Origin of the sequence: Octadecabacter sp. B2R22 (assembly GCF_018861045.1) — a bacterium.
Lineage (GTDB): Bacteria > Pseudomonadota > Alphaproteobacteria > Rhodobacterales > Rhodobacteraceae > Octadecabacter.
Genome location: NZ_JAHKQJ010000007.1, coordinates 678011 through 697964 on the forward strand (window position 1 = coordinate 678011; position 19954 = coordinate 697964).

16 protein-coding genes are annotated in these 19954 nt (G+C 54.2%); 7 read left to right on the forward strand and 9 right to left on the reverse strand.

The features are described from left to right. Positions 1-83: 83 nt before the first annotated feature. The 3 genes from KO486_RS08805 to dusB are packed head-to-tail and all read right to left on the reverse strand — an operon-like array spanning position 84 to position 3472. The gene (locus tag KO486_RS08805) at positions 84-1445 is read right to left on the reverse strand and encodes a response regulator (protein ID WP_216036859.1); all 1362 of its coding nucleotides are present in this window, start codon (positions 1443-1445) and stop codon (positions 84-86) included. Continuing rightward, the gene (locus KO486_RS08810) at positions 1446-2510 is read right to left on the reverse strand and encodes an ATP-binding protein (protein ID WP_216036860.1); all 1065 of its coding nucleotides are present in this window, start codon (positions 2508-2510) and stop codon (positions 1446-1448) included. After that, positions 2507-3472, reverse strand: coding sequence for a tRNA dihydrouridine synthase DusB (dusB, locus tag KO486_RS08815; RefSeq protein ID WP_216036861.1), 966 nt, complete (start codon positions 3470-3472; stop codon positions 2507-2509). Before dusB ends, KO486_RS08810 begins: the two co-directional genes overlap by 4 nt. Before the next feature lie 160 nt (positions 3473-3632). On the opposite strand from dusB, the gene KO486_RS08820 reads away from it, so the two are divergent. The 4 genes from KO486_RS08820 to KO486_RS08835 all read left to right on the forward strand — a co-directional run bounded on the left by KO486_RS08820 (position 3633) and on the right by KO486_RS08835 (position 7070). Further along, complete coding sequence (locus KO486_RS08820; RefSeq protein WP_216036862.1) at positions 3633-4772, forward strand: bifunctional 2-C-methyl-D-erythritol 4-phosphate cytidylyltransferase/2-C-methyl-D-erythritol 2,4-cyclodiphosphate synthase; 1140 nt, start codon at positions 3633-3635, stop codon at positions 4770-4772. Then, a complete protein-coding gene (locus KO486_RS08825) occupies positions 4769-5269 on the forward strand; it encodes a phosphatidylglycerophosphatase A (protein ID WP_216036863.1) in 501 nt (166 codons plus the stop codon). The genes KO486_RS08820 and KO486_RS08825 overlap by 4 nt, the downstream gene beginning before the upstream one ends. After that, positions 5266-5745 carry a CinA family protein gene (locus tag KO486_RS08830; RefSeq protein ID WP_216036864.1) on the forward strand — a complete coding sequence of 160 codons (480 nt, stop codon included), beginning with the start codon at positions 5266-5268 and terminating at the stop codon, positions 5743-5745. Before KO486_RS08825 ends, KO486_RS08830 begins: the two co-directional genes overlap by 4 nt. A 143-nt stretch (positions 5746-5888) precedes the next feature. After that, positions 5889-7070: an ammonium transporter gene (locus KO486_RS08835; protein ID WP_216036865.1), complete on the forward strand. Its 1182-nt coding sequence runs from the start codon at positions 5889-5891 to the stop codon at positions 7068-7070. Positions 7071-7408: 338 nt separating this feature from the next. On the opposite strand, the gene KO486_RS08840 is transcribed toward KO486_RS08835, so the two are convergent. The 4 genes from KO486_RS08840 to KO486_RS08855 all read right to left on the reverse strand — a co-directional run bounded on the left by KO486_RS08840 (position 7409) and on the right by KO486_RS08855 (position 15996). Continuing rightward, positions 7409-8413: a VPLPA-CTERM sorting domain-containing protein gene (locus KO486_RS08840; protein WP_216036866.1), complete on the reverse strand. Its 1005-nt coding sequence runs from the start codon at positions 8411-8413 to the stop codon at positions 7409-7411. 101 nt (positions 8414-8514) lie between these two features. Next, entirely contained in the window at positions 8515-11103 is a 2589-nt protein-coding gene (locus KO486_RS08845) for an AAA family ATPase (protein WP_216036867.1), read from the reverse strand. 260 nt (positions 11104-11363) lie between these two features. Continuing rightward, entirely contained in the window at positions 11364-14762 is a 3399-nt protein-coding gene (locus KO486_RS08850; RefSeq protein ID WP_216036868.1) for an ExeM/NucH family extracellular endonuclease, read from the reverse strand. 790 nt (positions 14763-15552) lie between these two features. Then, positions 15553-15996, reverse strand: a complete 444-nt coding sequence (locus KO486_RS08855; RefSeq protein WP_216036869.1) for a type II toxin-antitoxin system RatA family toxin — start codon at positions 15994-15996, stop codon at positions 15553-15555. Positions 15997-16079: 83 nt separating this feature from the next. On the opposite strand from KO486_RS08855, the gene hpt reads away from it, so the two are divergent. The 3 genes from hpt to KO486_RS08870 all read left to right on the forward strand — a co-directional run bounded on the left by hpt (position 16080) and on the right by KO486_RS08870 (position 18064). Beyond that, positions 16080-16640 (forward strand): hypoxanthine phosphoribosyltransferase, encoded by a 561-nt coding sequence (hpt, locus tag KO486_RS08860; RefSeq protein WP_216036870.1) that lies wholly within the window; start codon positions 16080-16082, stop codon positions 16638-16640. Positions 16641-16742: 102 nt separating this feature from the next. Further along, a complete protein-coding gene (locus KO486_RS08865; protein WP_216036871.1) occupies positions 16743-17195 on the forward strand; it encodes a cytochrome c in 453 nt (150 codons plus the stop codon). Continuing rightward, positions 17195-18064, forward strand: coding sequence for a cytochrome c (locus tag KO486_RS08870; protein WP_216036872.1), 870 nt, complete (start codon positions 17195-17197; stop codon positions 18062-18064). Before KO486_RS08865 ends, KO486_RS08870 begins: the two co-directional genes overlap by 1 nt. Positions 18065-18066: 2 nt before the next feature. On the opposite strand, the gene KO486_RS08875 is transcribed toward KO486_RS08870, so the two are convergent. Together KO486_RS08875 and lipA are read right to left on the reverse strand one after the other, a co-directional pair. Further along, positions 18067-18903: an endonuclease/exonuclease/phosphatase family protein gene (locus KO486_RS08875; RefSeq protein WP_216036873.1), complete on the reverse strand. Its 837-nt coding sequence runs from the start codon at positions 18901-18903 to the stop codon at positions 18067-18069. Positions 18904-18960: 57 nt separating this feature from the next. Then, positions 18961-19917, reverse strand: a complete 957-nt coding sequence (gene lipA, locus KO486_RS08880) for a lipoyl synthase (RefSeq protein WP_216036874.1) — start codon at positions 19915-19917, stop codon at positions 18961-18963. Between the last annotated feature and the right edge of the window lie 37 nt (positions 19918-19954).

Genomic DNA, 19954 nt, shown 5'->3' on the forward strand with positions numbered 1-19954 from the left:
AACACCCCTTCGCCCACCGCCTGTTGATGTGGTCCTGCCCTGATCCCAAAGTGGGGCCAGAGGGCCACGGTTATGTTGCCCTTTTACATCATTTTGCGGCGGCGTGTCACGTGGATATCCAGCTCCGTGATCTTTTTTCTCAAGGTATTGCGGTTGATGCCAAGAAGCTCGGCACATTTAGCTTGGTTGCCGGAGGTTGCGTCTAGCGCGATTTCAAGCAGCGGGGCTTCCACTTCACGCAGAATCCGTTGGTAAAGGCCGGCTGGCGGCAGGGTTCCGCCGTGAAGATCGAAGTAGCGTTTAAGGTGTTGGGCAACCGAACCCGACAGCTTTTCTGACGATCCCGTCTGCAACGGTTCGATCGCGGGTTGCGAACCAAGGACTTGTTCCACTTCGGGGCGATGAATTTCGGCGTTGCTAGACGTCACAACCAAACGGTGCACAACGTTTTCAAGCTGGCGCACATTTCCGGGCCAAGTGTAGGCACGCATCAGATCAATCGCGCTGCTGGCCAATACGCGCGGTGGGGATCCCTGCTGTTCTGCGCGGGCCAAGAAGTGTTGGGCCAAAAGCGGGATGTCATCGACGCGATCGCGCAGCGGCGGCATTGACACCGTAACCCCTGCAAGGCGGTAATAGAGGTCTTCACGCAGTGTGCCATCTTCAAGCGCCTGCATCAGGTCATTGCGGGAGGTGGCCATGATACGTGGCGCAGTTTCGCCCAAAGCATCCAACATCCGCACAATGCGCGCTTGCATCGCTTCTGGAAGGTCAGACACCTCGTCAAAAACCAAGCTACCGCCCTTGGCCCGTGACAGCAGTGCCTGTGGGCCGTCCATGCCTTCTAGGTCGGCGGCGTTTGCCACGACATAAGGCTGTGTGCGGCGGTCGGAAAAGTCGTGAATGGCTTTGGCGATCAGGCTTTTGCCTGTACCGCTTTCCCCCGTCACAAGAACGGACAACGGCGTGTTCATCACACGCGCCACCAGTCGGTACAGCGATTGCATCGCGGGCGTGCGCCCGACAAGCGGCAGATCGTCAGGTTCCGCGTCAGCCACCAAAGCCGCAGGTGTGCGGCGCGGTTTCATCTCAAGGCCACGCGCTGCCCGTTTCATTAAATCCGGCAGATCGAACGGTTTGGGAAGATAGTCATAGGCATCGGCTTCAGCGGCTTTAATCGCTGTCATGATGGTGTTCTGGGCAGAAATCACAATCACGGGCAAATCAGGGCGTAGGGCTGAAATCTGAGGCAACTGTTCCAACCCATTCCCGTCGGGCATTACAACGTCGGAGATCACAAGGTCGCCCTTGCCTTCTTCGACCCAACGCATAAGCGTCACCAAGCTGGACGTCGCATGGACTTTACAGCCTGCCCGCGTCAACGCTTGTGTTAGAACGGTGCGGATTGTGCGGTCATCATCCGCGACGAGTACTGTGCCATCCATCTAGTTCTCTCCTTGGTAATCTTTTGGAACGACGGGCAATGAAACCCGAAAAACTGTGCGACCGGGGACGGAGGACACGGTGATCATGCCACCCACATCCGCCACCAGTTTGCCGACCAACGCCAGACCGAGCCCGGTGCCGTTCTCTTTGCCGGACACGAAGGGTTCGAACACATCCGCCGCAATGTCGGGCGGCAATCCGGGGCCATCGTCAATGATCTCAATCTGAAGCGGCAGTCGCGCAGACGCGCCAGTTCCGCCCTTTACCCGCAAAGACGGGTCGTAAAACGTATGAAGCGTGATCGATCCACCTGCTGAACCCGCTTCAGAAGCGTTCTTCAGAAGGTTCAAAAGCACTTGTAGCAGCTGGTCCGCGTCAACCAAAGCGGGAGGCAGGGACGGATCATACTGTTCGATCATCATCATATGCGCGCCAAACCCGACAGACGCAGATTGTCGCGCGCGATCAAGGGCATCATGAATGTTCACGGCGGCAAGGTTTGGCGCCTGAAGGTTTCCAAACTGTTCGACCTGTTCCAGCAGGCTTACGATACGGCGGGATTCTTCGACGATCAGGTCGGTCATTTCGCGATCTTCAGTCGACAGTGACATCGACAATAACTGTGCGGCACCTGTAATTCCGGCGAGCGGGTTTTTGATTTCATGCGCCAGCATTTCGGCCATGCCAATCGCTGATCGCGCGGCCCGTGCGGACTGTGTGGATTTGTTAAGGCGGGCCGCTGTTTCGGTTGGTTCAAACAGCATCAGCATTTGATCGTCTTCGCCAACCATCGGCGCGAACTGAATGTTGCACAGAACTGGCGGGCGTTCACCGCTGCCCACATCAACGTCATTGACCGACAAAGATGAGCGGTTCGCGGATGCGCGAGCATAGGCGCCCTCAAGTGGGGCGTCGATCATCACCTTATCCCACAAGGACGCGCCAAGCAGTGATTTCGTGGACAGATTCAAAAAGCTTTCAGCGGCAGGATTGCTGTCGGCAATTGTGTCGTCCTTGTTCAGCAACAACGCTGGTACGGGCAAAGAGGTCCAAAGCGCATTCATGCTGCAAGCGCCTCCGGCAGAAGGTCGAAAACCTTCGCTGTGTCGCGTTCCGTAAGCACCGCTTTGCGAAGCGCAGGTTCTTGCGTGATCTGATCCATATACCAACCCAAGTGTTTTCTGGCGACTTTGCCGCCCAGTTCAGTTCCGTAAAATGAAAGCATCGCGTCATAATGTTGTAAGACCATGTCGATGAAACCCTGCCCGCTTGGGGCCTCTGGCATGGGCGCGCCCGCCAGCTGTGCAGCCACCTGCGCCAAAATCCATGGTCGCCCCTGCGCGCCGCGCCCGATCATTACGCCATCCGTACCAGACGCCGCCAATGCGGCGCGCGCTGTCTTGGCATCAACGATGTCACCATTGGCAATTACAGGAATGCTAACGGCGTCCTTCACTTTCGCGATGGCATTCCAATCGGCGTGACCCTTGTAAAATTGGCACCGTGTTCGACCATGGATCACAATCCGCGCAATGCCTGCGTTTTCCGCGCGAACAGCAAGATCTGCAGCATTCAACAGCGCATCGTCCCAACCCAGTCTTGTTTTTAGCGTTACCGGAATATCAACAGCATCAACCACGGCTTCAATCAGCGTCAGCGCATGATCCAGATCGCGCAACAGCGCGGAGCCCGAATAGCCGTTCGTTACCTTTTTGGCCGGACACCCCATGTTGATGTCGATCATTGCAGCGCCGTTGGCTGCGACGTGACGCGCGGCTTCTGCCATCCAATAGGCGTCGCGTCCCGCAAGCTGTACGGCTGTGGCGGCCTGATCAAAACCCAGTTCTGCTTTTTCACGCACGCCGGGTTTGGCTTGAACCATTTCCTGACTTGCGACCATTTCAGAGACAACCCAACCCGCACCAAATGACGCCACAAGCTGGCGAAACGGCAAATCCGTGATTCCGGCCAGCGGCGCGAGCGCGACGGGGCTGTCAGGATCAGGCAAGGGTATCTGTTGTGTCATGCGCATGAATTAACGTGGCGGTGGTAAGACCTCAAGGAAAGTGAGTTCAAATTATAGGCGGAAAACGGCATGTGCACAATTTTTAAGCAAACACCCTTAACCCCTTCCCCATTTCCCAGTCACTGACTAGAACGAACCCAAGAAACACAAAGGAATTTTCATGACAGTGGACGCCCTTATCGTTGCAGCGGGACGCGGTGTTCGTGCTGGCGGGGATATCCCCAAGCAATGGCAGTCCATTGCTGGGAAAACTGTTGTGGAACACACGCTTGCGGTTTTCGAAAGCCATCCGCGTGTGGGTTCCATTCTCCTTGTCGTGTCGGCCGATGATCTTGAACATGTCGCCGCTTTGGGCCTCGAGAGCCGTGCCCAGATCGTCATTGGCGGTGCAGAACGTTCCCTCTCCGTCCTTGCTGGCTTGGCTGAGGCGCAAGCCGATCACGTTTTGGTCCATGACGCTGCGCGGTGCTGCATGCCTGCCGAAGTGATTGATCGTGTTTTGAACGCGCTCGAAACCTCACCCGCTGCAGCGCCTGCTGTTCAAGTTTCCGACACGCTTTGGCAGGGCGACGACGGGCTGGTCACCGGGCTTCAGGATCGCACTGGCCTTTATCGCGCACAAACTCCGCAAGGCTTTCACCTTGATGCGATCCGCACGGCCCACGCCAAACATGGGCATGGCGCAACCGATGATGTTGAAGTTGCCCGTCGTGCGGGACTTTCTGTTGCCATCGTCGATGGTGATGAACGCAACCTCAAAATCACAACGCCCGCGGATTTCGACCGTGCCGCATCTCTTCTTTTGGAGCCCCCAATGATCCCAGATATCCGCACCGGAAACGGTTTTGACGTTCACCGTTTTGGCGAGGGCGATCACGTGGTGCTCTGCGGCGTAAAAGTCCCCCATGAGCGCGGTTTGCAAGGTCATTCGGACGCCGATGTCGGAATGCATACGGTTACGGACGCGATTTATGGCGCCCTGTGTCGTGGTGATATCGGCCAACACTTCCCGCCCAGTGACCCCCAGTGGAAAGGCGCAGAAAGCCATATTTTCCTGAGCCATGCTTGCGGTCTTGCCCGCGACATGGGGTTTGAGATTACGCATATGGATTGCACTTTGATCTGCGAGTTCCCCAAGATCGGGCCTGTCGCAAAGCCCATGCGCGCCCGCATGGCCGAGATAATGCAACTGGATATTGATCGTGTTAGCGTAAAGGCCACGACCTCCGAACGGCTTGGTTTTACTGGGCGCGGCGAAGGGATCGCTGCCATCGCAACCGTAACATTGGTGAAGACATGAAAGACACTTGGGCAAAAATCACAGCGACGGTGTTCTACGTCGGCTACATGAAACCCGCGCCGGGCACATGGGGGTCACTGGCCGCCCTGCCCTTGGCGTTGTTGATTTATTGGATCGGCGGCTTTTGGCTGTTTCTGATTGCTATCCCCGCAGGCTACATCAAAGGCTACATCGCGACGAAATGGATGACCGAAGGTGCGGATAATCACGATCCGTCCGAAATTGTTATCGATGAAGTTATCGGCCAATGGATTGCGCTTCTTCCGGTGTTTTTTGGCGCGTATTGGGTGAATGCGGATGTCCTCGGGCTTTGGCCCGGTTGGGCGGCGGCGTTTGTGCTGTTTCGCCTGTTTGACATCACCAAACCCGGCCCCGTTGGGTGGGCGGATCGCAAGGACAACGCGACGGGTGTGATGTTGGATGATGTGATCGCAGGCGTGTTTGCCGCGCTCTTCGTCGTTCTTTTGGCGATCATCTGGCACGTGTTCTTGCTGTGAGCCTTGCACAAGACATCGTTGAACGCGCTATTGCCAAAGGTGTAACCTTGACCACCGCCGAAAGCTGCACAGGTGGGATGGTAAGTGCGGCGCTCACCGATATTGCGGGCAGTTCTGCAATGTTTGAGCGCGGTTTTGTCACCTATTCCAACGCGGCCAAGGTCGACATGCTGGGCGTTGAGACTGCAACGCTCGACCGTTTCGGTGCAGTCTCCGAGGAGGTTGCAGCCCAAATGGCCAATGGCGCGCGCAACGCCGCAAAGGCCGACATCGCGGTCTCGATCACGGGCATTGCAGGCCCTGGCCCCTCTGAGCACAAACCCGAAGGGCGTGTGTGTTTTGGAGTGGCTACGGCGGATGGCGTGCAGGCCGTAACCCATGACTTTGGTGCATTGGGCCGTGCCCAAGTCCGCACAAAAAGCGTTCAAACAGCGCTAGACCTTCTGAATGCCGCAGTGATTCAGGTCTGCTCATAAATTAGCCGTTCAGGTCAAATACCGCCTATTTACACGGCATTTTTAATAAAGCGGCAAATTTAAGCACCGTGAGTCCCTCGCGCCCCTTTTTAAGGCAGTTCGTTTACGATTAACCGCCCCAAACGAAAAAGGGGAACGGAACAATGAACGCAGCGGACACCGCTTGGATACTCGTCGCAACAGCTTTGGTGCTGTTTATGACCCTGCCCGGGTTGGCATTATTTTACGGCGGCCTTGTGCGCGCCCGCAACGTGTTGAGCGTTTTCATGCAGTGTTTCGGCATTGCCTGCTTGATGTCAGTCCTTTGGCTGGCCGTTGGGTACTCCATCGCGTTTGGCGACGGGAATGCTTACTGGGGCGGTCTGGATAAGGCTTTCTTGAATGGTGTGACCGAAGACACCATGGCGGGCAACATCCCCGAAGTCTTGTTTTTCGCATTTCAGATGACCTTTGCGATCATCACACCTGCACTGATTGTTGGCGCATATGTTGAACGTATCGGGTTTGCTTTTGTGATGACGTTCTCGGGGCTGTGGATGTTGATTTGCTACGCACCTGTTGCCCACTGGATTTGGGGCGGCGGTTTGTTGGCTGGCGAGGAATGGTCCTTGTTCCCGAATGGGGTTAACGATTTTGCCGGCGGCATCGTGGTTCACCAGACAGCAGGTCTTGCGGCTTTGATCGTTGCGTTCTTCTTGGGAGGTCGGTCTGACAAATCCAAGCCTCCGCATAATCCTGGTATGGTCATGATCGGTGCGGCGATGCTTTGGGTTGGTTGGTTCGGCTTTAACGGCGGCTCTGAATTGGCCGCCAACGGGTCCGCCGCGATGGCGATCACTGTGACGCATTTGTCCGCCGCCACCGCGTCTCTGACATGGGCCCTGTGGGAACGCATTCGTTTCGGTAAATCATCCCTCGTGGGTTTGGTGACAGGTACGATTGCGGGCCTTGCATCTATCACACCTGCTTCCGGTTCTGTTGGTCCTATCGAAGCGCTCATCATCGGTGCGATTGCTGGCGTCATGTGTCAGGAGCTGTGTTCCATTGTTAAGAACAAGTTAAAGCTCGACGATACGCTGGACGTTTTCGCGGTGCACGGCGTGGGTGGTATGTTCGGTATCATTATGCTGGCTGTCTTTGGCCACGCGGGCTGGACAGAACAGCTCGGCGGTCTGGCGGTTGTCGGTGTTTGGACGGTTGTCACAACAGTCGTGATCGTTCTGGTCGTCAAAGCGATCTTCCCGATCCGTGTCAGCCAAGAAGACGAATACACAGGCCTCGACCTGTCGTCCCACGGCGAACGCGCCTACGACATGAGCAGCTAATTCAATCTGCTAACAACACAAAGGGCGCCCTAATCGGCGCCCTTTTTCGTTTCTATAGTCGTAAAGTTACGCTTAAGGCGAGAGGTCCGCTATGCGGACGAAGCAGTCATACGCCGTCGGTTAGCGAATGGCGGCTTAGCGTCCTTGAATCGATAAAATTTGAGATTTTCTTCCTACAAGATGGCCTTAGAGAATAACTTTGTATTGTCGATGAAAGGCAGCTGGGCGGGGCAAACCTAGCCTTCACTGCGTTTGCATCAAAGACTGCTTCAGCGATCCACCGGCTGTCTAAAGAAACTTCGCACCACGACAGCTTTGGCGGTGGCTCTGTGGCGATGTCAGTTTTTCACTGCCTTGCGGCGGCGCAGACCGACAAGAGAACCCAACCCAAGCGTCATGAAAGCAATGGACGCCGGAAGCGGAACAGCGGGCACGTCTGGCTGAGGTGTGTATTCCACCGAATTGGCCTGCTGGAACCCGGTATTCATGACGAGCGATGCGCCAGCATCAAGGCTTATGCCAAAGATGTAGCGGGTCTGAGCCTCCAAGAGCGCCGTCGTTGTGCCACCGTCACCCATGGCGGAAGTGCTGGCAGTAAAACTAATACCTTCCGAACCAATCAGAAGCTGCTCAAGCGCGATTGCACCGGGATCATCGTCCGAAGAACTGGTCAAATACGGTGCGATGGGAAAATAGGTGACGCTTGCACCAAGGGCAGGCTCAAAAAGCAGATCAAATCCAGCGGAGGCACGGGCGAACCCGTCAATGCCGTTATATTGTGCGCCCAACGCAGCTTCGAACTGACCTGCTATGTTGAATGAAATCAGAGAATTTGTCGTGTTTTCGAATAGGTAGCTTCGCGTTAACCTCTCAAATGCAGCAGCGGAGGCAGCAATAGGGGCAGACGTAATGACTGCATTTGCCTCACCCTCAATGGCAACAGACCGACGGGTGATGTCATACTCATCGGGGTCCGGATCATCCTCTGTGGTGACAGTGGAACTATAGTAGGCAAGCGCGCCTTCCGTCCCGTTTGGCAGGATCGTTGTGCTGACCCAAGACCCTTCGGCGGCCACCGGCGGATCAGTGAAGGGATTGCCGATCACGACGTGAATGTCATCGTCTGCGATCGCTGTGGGATCATCGACGAATGTGGTCGAGTCACGATCAATGGTTAGGGCATTCGGCCCAAAGCCAATGTCGATCCCCTCGGGCGAATTGCCGCCGTTAATCACAAAACTGTGGTTCAGCTCATGTTCGGAAAAGGCAGATATTGGCGCTGCATAAGCCGTATTGGCTGCATAAACAATTGCGAATGCGGCTGAAATCAACGTTCTATTCATCTTAATCTCCAAAATCTTGACCTTTAAAATCATGCCAAAGCATAGCATGGAGATCCGGCCTGCGCATGCGTGCCCATACTCAATTTTGGGGATTGGATTACCTAATTTTCAAGCAAAATCCACGGCTCGCTCTGCGTACGCAGGACCACTTCCAGCCGGTTCTTGCAACTGAGTTTTGAAAGGATGGAAGACACGTGGTTTTCGATTGTTCTAGGTGAGCGAGAAAGCTCATTGGCAATCAGTGCGTTGCTTTTGCCGTCAGCCAGCATAGCAAGCACGGCTTGTTCTTTGCCCGTCAACTCATAGGGATGGGCTTTGGCAGCACGGTATCGCCCCCGCGGACGCATCGCTACTTCTGGCATGTCAAACCGCTTTCTTATTGATCGGCGTGCTCCAGTTGCACCGATCGTTTCGAAAATTTTGTCGGCGGCTTCTGGATCCAGCTGACTTACGCGAACCCATCCTGCAAGATAGTTTGCGCCTTGTGCTTTAAATGCCTGCGCGGCAGCATCGTAGTCACCTGACAAGAACAGCGCATATGGTTCAGGGACATCCATTTTCTGATAGGGTTCGCCCACCAGATGTGTCCAGAATTGGTAGTCACCGCGTTTAGCAGCGCTAAAGACTGAGCTATCCATGTCGGACAAGAGGGCGAGCGCATCTCGTGAAAGCGAAGGGTCATTTTGCAGCACGGCCTGTTCGATCTTGGCCACCAACAGTGTCACGAGATACTGAGGTTCACCGATCTGCTTGGCATCCAATATGGCCTCATCAAGCAAATCCGCTGCGTCCACGTTCCCCAACCGCACTTTCGCGCGCGCCAGAATGATCCTTGCAGGCATTTGCATCAAAAGTGTTTGTTTTTTTTGCTTCAACACAGACTGTGCGATTTGAACGGCATCATCATAACGATCTTGTTCAAACCGCAAATGTGCCTTTCGACCAACCAGGTAAAACGTCCAAGCGTCCAGATCATGCGCCGTATCATAGGCGATGCCCTCATCGAGCAATGCCTCAGCGCGATCAAGCTCACGCATCTCGATGAGGCATTCAGACAGATTGGTGTAGACCCGCGCGGCTTGTTCATGCAGATCGTATGTATGGGCAATCTTAAGACTCTGGCGCAGATAGGTTTCACCTTCAGGATCGCCTCTGAAAAGTTTTGCAGATCCCATCGTATTCAAGGCGTGAGCTTGAGTGTCGAGGTCGCCAAACTGCTCCGCGATCGCTAATGCACGGGTCGCCCAGGTGCCTGCCTCGTCCATGATGTCCTGCAACATAAAGAATTGTGCGCGCATCGCGTAGGCTTTGCCAGTTTCAGCTGTCAGACCTTCTCCATCGAGGACGTCAATCGCTTGCAAAATATAGGTTTCGGCTTTTTTGGCTTCTCCTCGATACCAAAACAATCGTGAAAGCCACCGCAGGTTTTCGCCGACCCGGTCAGCCCGCCCAAGTTTGGTCCACAAGTCGACGGCGCGTTCGCGGGCGGCAATGACCTCATCATCGATGCCCAAGGACAAACCGGCTTCGTAGGCCCAGTGCTCGGTGATATGTGCAGCGACCTCAGGCGTTGCATGATCAATGCAAGTAAGCGCCGTTCCCAAAAACATCGCCGCTTCACGGTGTGCCCCCAGTGTTGCCGCACGGTCAGCAGCCAGTGGTGCAAAAGTCAAGATTGCAGCCTGATCCTGGGCGCCTTCAGCATGGAAAAGGATCCTGTCGAACTCTTGCGAAAGCTCCGGTATTTCCAAATATGCTGCGAGAAACAATGCATGGCTTTCGCGTTTGCGCGCAGGTCCCATCCGCGCGCAAACAGCCATACGTGTCAGTTCATGGCGAAACTTAAGGTCTTGCCCAATCGGAACCAGAACATTCTGAGCAACGCCTTCGTCACATAGTGCTCCGGTATTTTTCAAGTTAAGTGCGTCCAAGATGGATGGTTTCAGCTCTCCCGGAACGCAACTGATCAACTCAAGAAAATTTTGCAGAGCATTAGGAAAAGACGAAATTCGCGTGTTGATGAAATCGGCCACGGAATGCGGCGGCGTATCAGCCCCGTTGTCTGAACAGAGAATTTCAGACACGAAAAACGGATGCCCGCCTGTAATCCTGTGCACGTCTTCCGGGCTGTATTTCTGGTGCTGGTCAAGTTGGCGAACGGCATTCAAAGACAGAGACGGTAAATCGATATGGGTTTTGCGAGCAGCAGAGATTGTCGACAACGCATGATGCAAAGGGTGCGTTGGGCCGATTTCGTCATCGCGATAGCTGCCAAGCAAAAGCACTGGTAATTGTGACAATCGTCGGCCAACATACATTAACCAATCAAGGGATTTATGATCGGCCCAGTGAAGGTCTTCTATGACCAGAACCAGTGGCAAAGCGGTCAATTGAGCTTGAGCCACGAAACCCTCGAAATAATCAGCTTCTTCCGAAGGTCTTGTCGTAAATCGGTTCACCTCAGCAACAAGGTCACGGACCGGGCCAAGTGGGCGCGGCGTATTAAGCGGATCACACCACGCAATTGCGATCTGATGTTGCATGGACGTTTCCGAGAGAAAGTGTTCGATGAAAGTCGATTTTCCGATGCCGGATTCACCGCGAACGAGAACTAGTCTCCCACCGGCTTGCGGTATCGACGCTAAAATCTGGCTCAGCATGTCAAGCTCGGCGTCACGTTCGACAATCATTCCAACAATCCTATCAGGCCGCTTAGCAATCGAGTGTTGAAACCACTATCGCTAAAGCGTCCAGGCTTTACAACTTGGCCCCTTTCTAGGGTTGGTGTTCTGGAGCTGTTTGGCCGTGTGAATGTCTGCACTGCGGACGAAACGGACATTCGCCACGAATGCGCCAATGTCCGAGCCTGAGAGGTTTCCTTGGAAACCGTTAATAGGCCGCCTCAAGAATAACCCTCGCGCTATGTTTCGCCGCGCGAGGGTGCTTGCAATTATGCGATCGTGAACTGATCCGCAAAGACGATGTCGTCGAAATCGGAAACACCAAGGAGCGTGATCCGGTCGTTGCCCCCTTCTAGCGTAATGCGGACGGATCCCCAATGTTCGCGGACATCGTCAACAACGGCACCACCCAAATCGATGACGTCTTCCAAGACATTGAAATCATAAACGGTGCTTTTATCCCGCGTGCGGTCCTCTGCAAGCTCAGCAGAGAAGATAAATGTATCGGCACCATCACCGCCCCAATACTTATCGTTTTTGCCGTCGCCCGCTCTGATGACGTCATCACCGTCTCCTGCGAAAACAAAATCGTTGCCGCTACCGGCATCAATATCATCGTGTCCGCTGCCCGCGAAAATTTTGTCGTTTCCGCTGCCGCCGAAAATAAGATCATCCCCGCCAGCGGCGAATATGAAATCATTTCCACTCATACCGTCGATTTGGTCACGACCTTCGGTACCGTACAAGAAGTCCCTGCGATTTGTGCCTGCAACCAGATTGTAGACGGGATCGAAATCAAAGCTAACGATCACTGGATCATGATCAGAATTTCGGGCTGGGCTATCATCACTGTAAAGGGTCGGGTCCCGTCCGAAATCGAGGTTGTAATCCAGAGCATCTGCCTCATCAGAATTGATATGCCATTCCGTGACCCCCGCGAGGTTTTCAGCAAGCGCATCATTGGCCAATGCATAATCGAGCGTGCCAACTTGACCATCGAACACATAAGAATACGCGTCGTCGCCCAGTTCTGTCGCCGCAAGATCAGTGAACCCCGCGTCGGACAAAGTCGTAAGAGGGTCTTCTTTGGCGTAGGCATTCAAATCGCCCAAAATCAGCGTGTTTTCTGACCCCTGCCCCGTTGGATCATCTTTCAGCCACTGAGCAAGGATGCTTGCTGCTTCGGTACGTGTCGCATTGTTATTGCCTTGACCGTCCCCTTGCGCTTCATCCTCGGCGAGCCCTGATAGGGATCCTTTGGACTTGAGGTGATTAACAGACACGGTGAGTGTTTGCCCTGTGTCCAAATCTTCAAACGTCTGTGCAATTGCAGGACGGTTCAGGTCTCGGCCCGCGCCCAAAGGATCAAGGAAACTCTGTCCGTTGAAGGTTTCGAGGATAGCCATGTCGCCCTTAAGGCCTACGTCGTTCACCTTGTAGATCAACCCGTTGGAAATGGCGTCGCCACCGACAAATTCCTGTTTCGGATCAGCGAAGGCATAGATTTCCGACCCAAGGTCGGCGTTTACACGTTCGACAATATCCTTAATCGCAAAAGTGTCGCCAGCGAAGTCGTTTTCGATTTCAATAAGTCCCAATACGTCCGCATCGATTGCAACAATGGCCTTTACCAGCTTGTCGGCTTGACGTTCGAACTCTTCTAGGCTGTCGGCACCACGCGGATCGGACCCGTTGTCTGTGGTGACGCCAGTTTCATCGATTGTTGTGAAATAGTTGAGCACGTTCAGGCTGGCGACTGTGAAATTGCCGCCAATGTCTTCTGGGGTCTCATCACGAGGGTTGGTTTGATCATAGACACCGGTTGCATCATTTATGCGGAATTCCCCGAAGGAATACCCCACGACGCCCTCGATCGAAGAAATCTCGTCTCCCATTCGGAAACTGTCATCTGCGGTGAGCACTCCGTCATTGCCATCGATGATTTCCAGCGTGTCAGGGTTTTGGGCTGACAAGCCATCATCCAAAACCAGTGTACGGGCCGCCGTATCTTGTAGGTGTTGTTCATAACCTTCGGCGTCCGGATCATTGTTTTGGGTAAACTGAGTTACCCGTCCGTCGGCAGTGACGTTGTATTGGCCAAAACGATCAAGATTGAACATTTCGGATACTGTCATGTCCTGAGCGACGTTAACCAACATACCTTCATATGCTTCGAGGTTGGCAACATAGTTACCGCTGCCATCATCCATGATGTTGGCTGTCGGGAACACGACGTCCATCGCTGGTGGTATCGGTTGATCTGTGTCCATCACGACCACAGACGTCGCCGAGAGCTGGGTCTGACCAAAGAATTCACTGACGGAGCCTGTGATTTCGACCAGATCACCAATGTTCACGTCCACCAGGGGCGCTGTGCCATCGAAAATAAAGATGCCTTCAGAACTTAGGTCGTTGAAATCGTAGTCGATTTCTTCTTCCTGAATATAAAAACCGTTCAAATCACCCTGTGTGCCAAACAGGCCATCCTGAAAATCAGCCGTGACAATGGCGCTGACAGTCACAATCTGACCTTCGAGCGCGCTTCGATCATCCACGCCGATCACATCCAGGTCGCCGGTTCCGACACTGCCCTGAATTTCACTGATCAGTGTGATTTCAGCCGGTGGCTCGATAAAGTTGCTGGCGCCCGGCGTCGGGGCTTGAGCAACGAAATCACCCGTTTCGTCAGGTTGGCGGGCCAGCGCATCTGACGTCGACGTGCCATTGGCGCTTTCATTTGCTTGAACGCTTTGGCCGAGAGCCGCCAAAAGCTCAGTGTCGTCGGCGTCATTGGTTCCGTAAACGATAGCATCCACAAGGTTTACGGTTGTGGCAGCGGTTGGCGCGGCCCCTTCATAAAGTGCCACCGCATCCGCGCCGTTTTGCAGACCGTTGGTCGTGAACTCGACCAGATCAACGTTAGGAACATCGGCAGACCCAACAACAAAGAAGCCATCGGCGTTTGTGGTGAAACCGTCTAGGGAAATTGTATCATAGCTCGCTTCGCCGTTCCCGTTAAAAAGCACGAGTGTCAGCCCATCCAGTGACGCATTGCCAACTCCCCCATCGTAGATCTCGATGAATTCCTGACTATCGGTACTGTCCTGATCCGCGTCGATTTCGTTAATCACGAAAGTTGGCGCCGTCACAACATTTTCGAAGGACCCGGTTGGGAACGGCGTTGCCGCGGTTGCATTACTCGTTTGCCCATCAAAGGCGTTTGCTCCCGACAGGGTCCAGTCGGCCACGTCAAAAGTAGAACTTGCTGTCGCCCCAGGGTTTCGTGCTGCCCATCCGTCTAGGTATTCCCAAGGCTGGCCATTTCCATCAACATTAATGTCGCCGAAAAGATCAATGACCGATCCAAACGCGTACAGTTCAATCGCGTCATCGCCGTTCACCGACAATGCCCCAGCTGTGTAATCGGGGGCAAACCCCATGAATTCGGTAAACCCGGCTGTTTCAGAGGCCACATAAATATAAGACCCAGCAGTGACCGCCACGGCAGGAAAGGTGAACTCTTCTCCGTCCGACCCACCACCGTTATTTGCTGATCCTAAACCATAACTTGAGAGATCGGCGATGTCGGCAGTCACGAATAGCTCTACCGCCTTAGGCAACCCGCCGCTTAGAGGACCGTCCAAAACACCTGTAATTATCAACGACATATCATTCTCCTTGTTGGCAGTCCCAGCAGAAAAGCGGACTGTAAAGACCTGTACGGCCAGTGTATTGAAGGCACGTAACAACCAAATGTCAGGCCAAGGTTTCAGGCCAGAACGGCTAGATGCGGGCGATCCAAAATCATATTGCGGGCCCCCTTGGCATATCGAGCTAGGTTTGATTCATTCCGCAATGATCAACAGACAACCCTAGGTGGTTTGGAAATACAATGGAGTAAGTGAGTGCAAGGCCGCCTAGAAGCTTTGCTTCCTGATGGCTTCGGGCCGTCCGAACGCCTTAGAACGTGAGTCTTTCAGGGCTCACGCCCCCTACCGCGCCACTTTGATTGATGCGACACAGCCTTCGCCTTCATTGGGCTATTCGAAGAAGTGTATCGAAGCCGATGAGAGTATCGGTACCCGTAAACAACCTTAGCGACACAACCATTTACACAGCGACTTTTGATCTCGCAGGGATTGGAGCGACGTTGCAGACCGCATTTTAAAAAAATAATGCAGCAGATCGATCGCTGGATTTCTCAGCCCAAAGAGTTGAAACTCGGAGCGATCTTAACAATGGCGTTTTTATAGCACTGCGGGTAGCCGGCAGCCTCGTATTCACTGACCCAAAAGCGACGCACACGCACCGGATCGTCCGCTCCTAGGGACGTTCTGTTGGGGCGACATGTGAAAAGCCCTTCCGTCTTTTCCAAGCCATCAAAGCGGCCGTTCGTAGTCCCCCATTATCCGTCAAAATGGGCTCAAAGCTGCCGTTCGCGGTTCTCGGATACCGCATCTATCCGTAAAGGTCTTTGGCGCGAGTTTCAAAGGCGCGCACGATGGTTTGCATGGCCTGATTAAAGAACATGCCAGCAGCGCCCTGCAACAGCTTGTTCTTGAACTCGAAATCAACTTCAAAGTGGACATTGCAGCCGTCTTCGACGTCTTCAAACCGCCAAACGCTTTCTAGAAATTTGAACGGCCCGTCGATGTAGGCGGTCTCGATCTTACGCTCCGCAGGCCAAAGGACGACACGGCTGCCGAACTTTTCGCGAAAGACTTTAAAGCTGACCACAAGATCGGCCAACATCACCTCGTGATCGCCCTCATCACTGCGCGATCTTATGCGTGCAGCGGCAGTCCATGGCAGGAATTTTGGGTAATTCGCCACGTCCCCAACAAGGTCATACATTTGCGCCGCTGAATACGGCAGGTGTTTGGTTTCAGAATGGGCAGGCATTGGTCGCTTTCACGGGTGACATTACTGTTTCATGTCGTATGGTTTGTGCGGAATTTCAAGCAATTGCACAAGGTCCGGACCCTATGACGCAAGCAAACGACACTGCCCCCGCATCGCCGCCCTATGTGATTGACGTCATGATCTCGGCCAAGTCGATCGCCGCACGGATCGAAGACTTGGCAAAAACCATTCAAGCCGAGTTCAAAGACACTGATAAGCTGGTTGTTGTTGGCCTGTTGCGGGGATCGTTTGTGTTTATCGCTGACCTTGTTCGCGAACTGGACCTTCCGGTCGAGGTCGATTTCCTTGAGGCCAGCAGCTATGGCGACGGCATGGAAAGTTCTCGAGAAGTGCGTATTCTCAAGGACTTGCGCGGCCAGATCGAAGGACGCGACGTGTTGGTCGTCGAAGACATCGTCGACACGGGACATACGCTGCATCAGGTGATTGATATGCTCAACACGCGTAAACCTGCGCGGCTTCGCTCTATTGCGCTGCTCGACAAACCATCACGCCGCGAGGTCGACATGAAAGCCGATTGGACCGGGTTCGAAATTCCTGATGAATTCGTTGTTGGTTACGGAATCGATTACGCCCAACGCAACCGCAATCTGCCGTTCATTGGCAAAGTACGGTTCACCTAGTCACGTTAATTTGTGCGTCACCGCGCAGAACTACCCCTCGGCAAGTGAAATTCTTGTGCTAACCTTCCCTGAGTTGCCCCATTTTTCCTCAGGAGACGTTCGATGAAATACATTTCCCTAATCGCTGGTACAGCCGCGATCACTGCCGCATCATTTGCTATGGCTGACAGCCACGAAGAGGTGAACCCAGCTGTCACCGCTCGCCAGTCGCACATGCAGCTTTATGCGTATAATCTTGGCATTCTTGGTGGCATGGCACAGGGCAAGATCGACTATGACGCCGAAGCGGCCCAAACAGCGGCCGATAGCATGGTGGCCCTGACGTCGATGAACACGGCAAGTTACTGGCCCGAAGGCACAGCTGAAGGCACTAAGGCGCAGCCTGCCATTTGGGAAAACTTGGATGATTTCATGTCCAAAGGCGAAGACCTTGCGTTTGAGGTTGAAGGCATGGCCGACGTTGCGGGCACTGACCTCGCCAGCCTTCAGGGCGCGATGGGTAACCTTGGCGGCACCTGTTCGGCCTGTCACCGTGAATACCGCGCGCGCGACTAATGCGTAAAAGAGCCCTCGTCTTAGCTGTTGGCGTTGTTGGGGCGGTTGTCGCGTTTTTCGTGACCGCCCCTCAAAGCATTGACCCCAGAGTTCTGACGGATGCTCCGTTCAAAAGTGACCCTGCCCGCGGCGAACTGGTGCTTGCCGCCGCTGGCTGTGCGTCGTGTCACAGCGCTGAAGGCAGTGAGGCCTTGGCGGGGGGCAAAGCCTTTGTCAGTGATTTCGGAACTTTTTATGCGCCCAACATATCGACCGATACAGATCATGGCATCGGCGGCTGGACGGATTATGAAATCGTCAACGCAATGATGGCTGGTGTGTCGCCAGACGGCGCACATTATTACCCCGCATTCCCCTACACGACCTATTCAAAGATGTCCCCGCAAGACGCGGTCGACCTGATCGCCCACCTGCGCACCCTGCCCGCTGAAGCGACCCCGTCACGGGACCATGATGTCGGGTTTCCTTTTAATATCCGCCGCAGTCTTGGCGGGTGGAAATTCTTGTTCGCCAGTGATGAATGGGTGATCACGGACGTTCCAACCCCCGAAATCGAACGCGGTCGCTATCTGGTTGAAGCATTGGGCCACTGCAGCGAATGCCACACCCCGCGCAACGCGCTTGGTGGATCGCAAACAGACCAATGGCTGCGCGGCGCTGCAAACCCGTCCGGCGAAGGCCGCATTCCGTCCATTCACCCCGATGACCTTGGATGGAGCGCGCAGGATATCGCCATTTACCTCGATAGCGGGTTCACGCCTGACTTTGATACAGCAGGCGGTGAAATGGTTGACGTGATTGAAAACACGTCACAACTGCCCGACGATGATCGCGGGGCTATCGCGGCTTACTTGGTCGCCTTACCGTAAGATCAAAAGTTCAAAACGGTGAAAGACACCGGTGCATGATCGGACATCGACGCAATCCATGCGTCCCGCTCGGCGCCTTGCTGTAGCAGGGCCCACCCCCCGACGTTTGCCTCATGCCCATTGGCGTCTGTTTCAATGGACATGCTTTCATCCACATAAACGTGATCCAAATCGCTATCGGGATAGCTGCTGCCGGTGCCGTTGGAGAATGTATGCGGGTGGCTTTTCAGCAATGGTCGCAACGCAACGCGGGCAAATCTTTTGTTGAGCCGTAAGATTTCGGCGTCGGCATCCAGATCACCATCCGAATCCGTCAAAATCATCCCCATCGTGTTCAAATCACCCAAGACAACCATACCGCCCGACGCCTCCCCCTGTGCCACGGCGATCTTGTTGATGACCTTCTTAAGGCTGCTAACCTTTTCAAACATCGACACTCTCAGCCCCCAGCCTTTGGGGTCGCTGCCGGATTTAAAGTGTCCAAACAGGATTGGAAGATGTTTGCCGCTGTCAGACGTAATGGTCAAAAGCGCGGCGGGCCGCAGATCAAGGTTGTTCTCTTTAAACTGACCTTTTTGCGTGATGAAGGCTCGCAATGTCTTTTTGAACCCGATGAGGATTTCCTGAACTTGCCGCCCTTCGGTCAGCATAAAGGTGTAATCCGTCATTCTCTGCGCGATGAGGTTAAAACTCTCGGCGCCTTCAACTTCAAGCAAGCCAAAGACATCGGGGTCTTGTGCCTCGAGCTCGGCAATTACACGGTCCACGCGTCCTGCCTTCGCAGCCGTTTTGGTGCCGCTAAAATGCTCGACGTTCCATGTCAGTATTTTCAAATCCATAATCGCCTCCGTCCATAATGGGCAAAGGTTAGGCGATTGTGGCGATTCAACCTAGGGTTAAGAGCCGTGTTTATCCATCCGCGCCGCGCGCAACTTCGCGAAATCGTCGCCCGCGTGGTAGCTTGATCGCGTCAGTGGCGTGGCGGAAACCATCAAGAAGCCCTTGTTATAGGCGGTCTTTTCATAGGTTTCGAACTCTTCAGGCGTCACGAAACGGTCCACCTTGTGGTGTTTCGGCGTGGGCTGCAAATACTGACCGATGGTCAGGAAATCGATATCCGCCGCGCGCATGTCTTCCATCACCTGCGTCACACCTTGTTTGTCTTCGCCAAGGCCAACCATGATCCCAGATTTGGTGAACATCGTCGGGTCAAGTTCCTTAACCCGCTGCAAAAGGCGCAAGGAATGGAAATACCGCGCACCTGGGCGCACTTCTGGATAAAGGCCCGGAACAGTTTCGAGGTTGTGGTTGAACACATCAGGACGCGCTTCGACCACGATCTCTAGAACGCTTGGATCACAACGGATGAAGTCCGGCGTCAGAATTTCGATGGTGGTGTTCGGGGATTGGCGACGTATGGCACGAATGGTCTGCGCAAAGTGTTCTGCGCCGCCATCTTCCACGTCATCGCGATCCACAGATGTAATCACAACGTGGTTCAGGCCAAGTTTCTTGACGGCATCCGCTACGCGACCCGGTTCAAAAACGTCCAAGTCTTCTGGTGGCTTGCCAGTCGCAATGTTGCAGAACGTGCAGGCACGCGTGCAAACTTCGCCCATAATCATCATGGTCGCATGACCCTGAGACCAACATTCCCCCACATTCGGACAACCCGCTTCTTCGCAGACTGTCGTCAGTTTGTGTTCACGCATGATGTCGCGCGTTTCCATGTAGCCTTCGCTCACGGGGGCCTTAACACGGATCCAATCTGGCTTTTTGGGCTGCGGCGCATCTGGGCGCCTCTGCTTCTCAGGGTGACGTTGGGCCGGAATCTTTAGATCACGCGTTGTCATGTGGGTCTCCTCTTGGGCCCTGTTTAGGCCGTTTGAA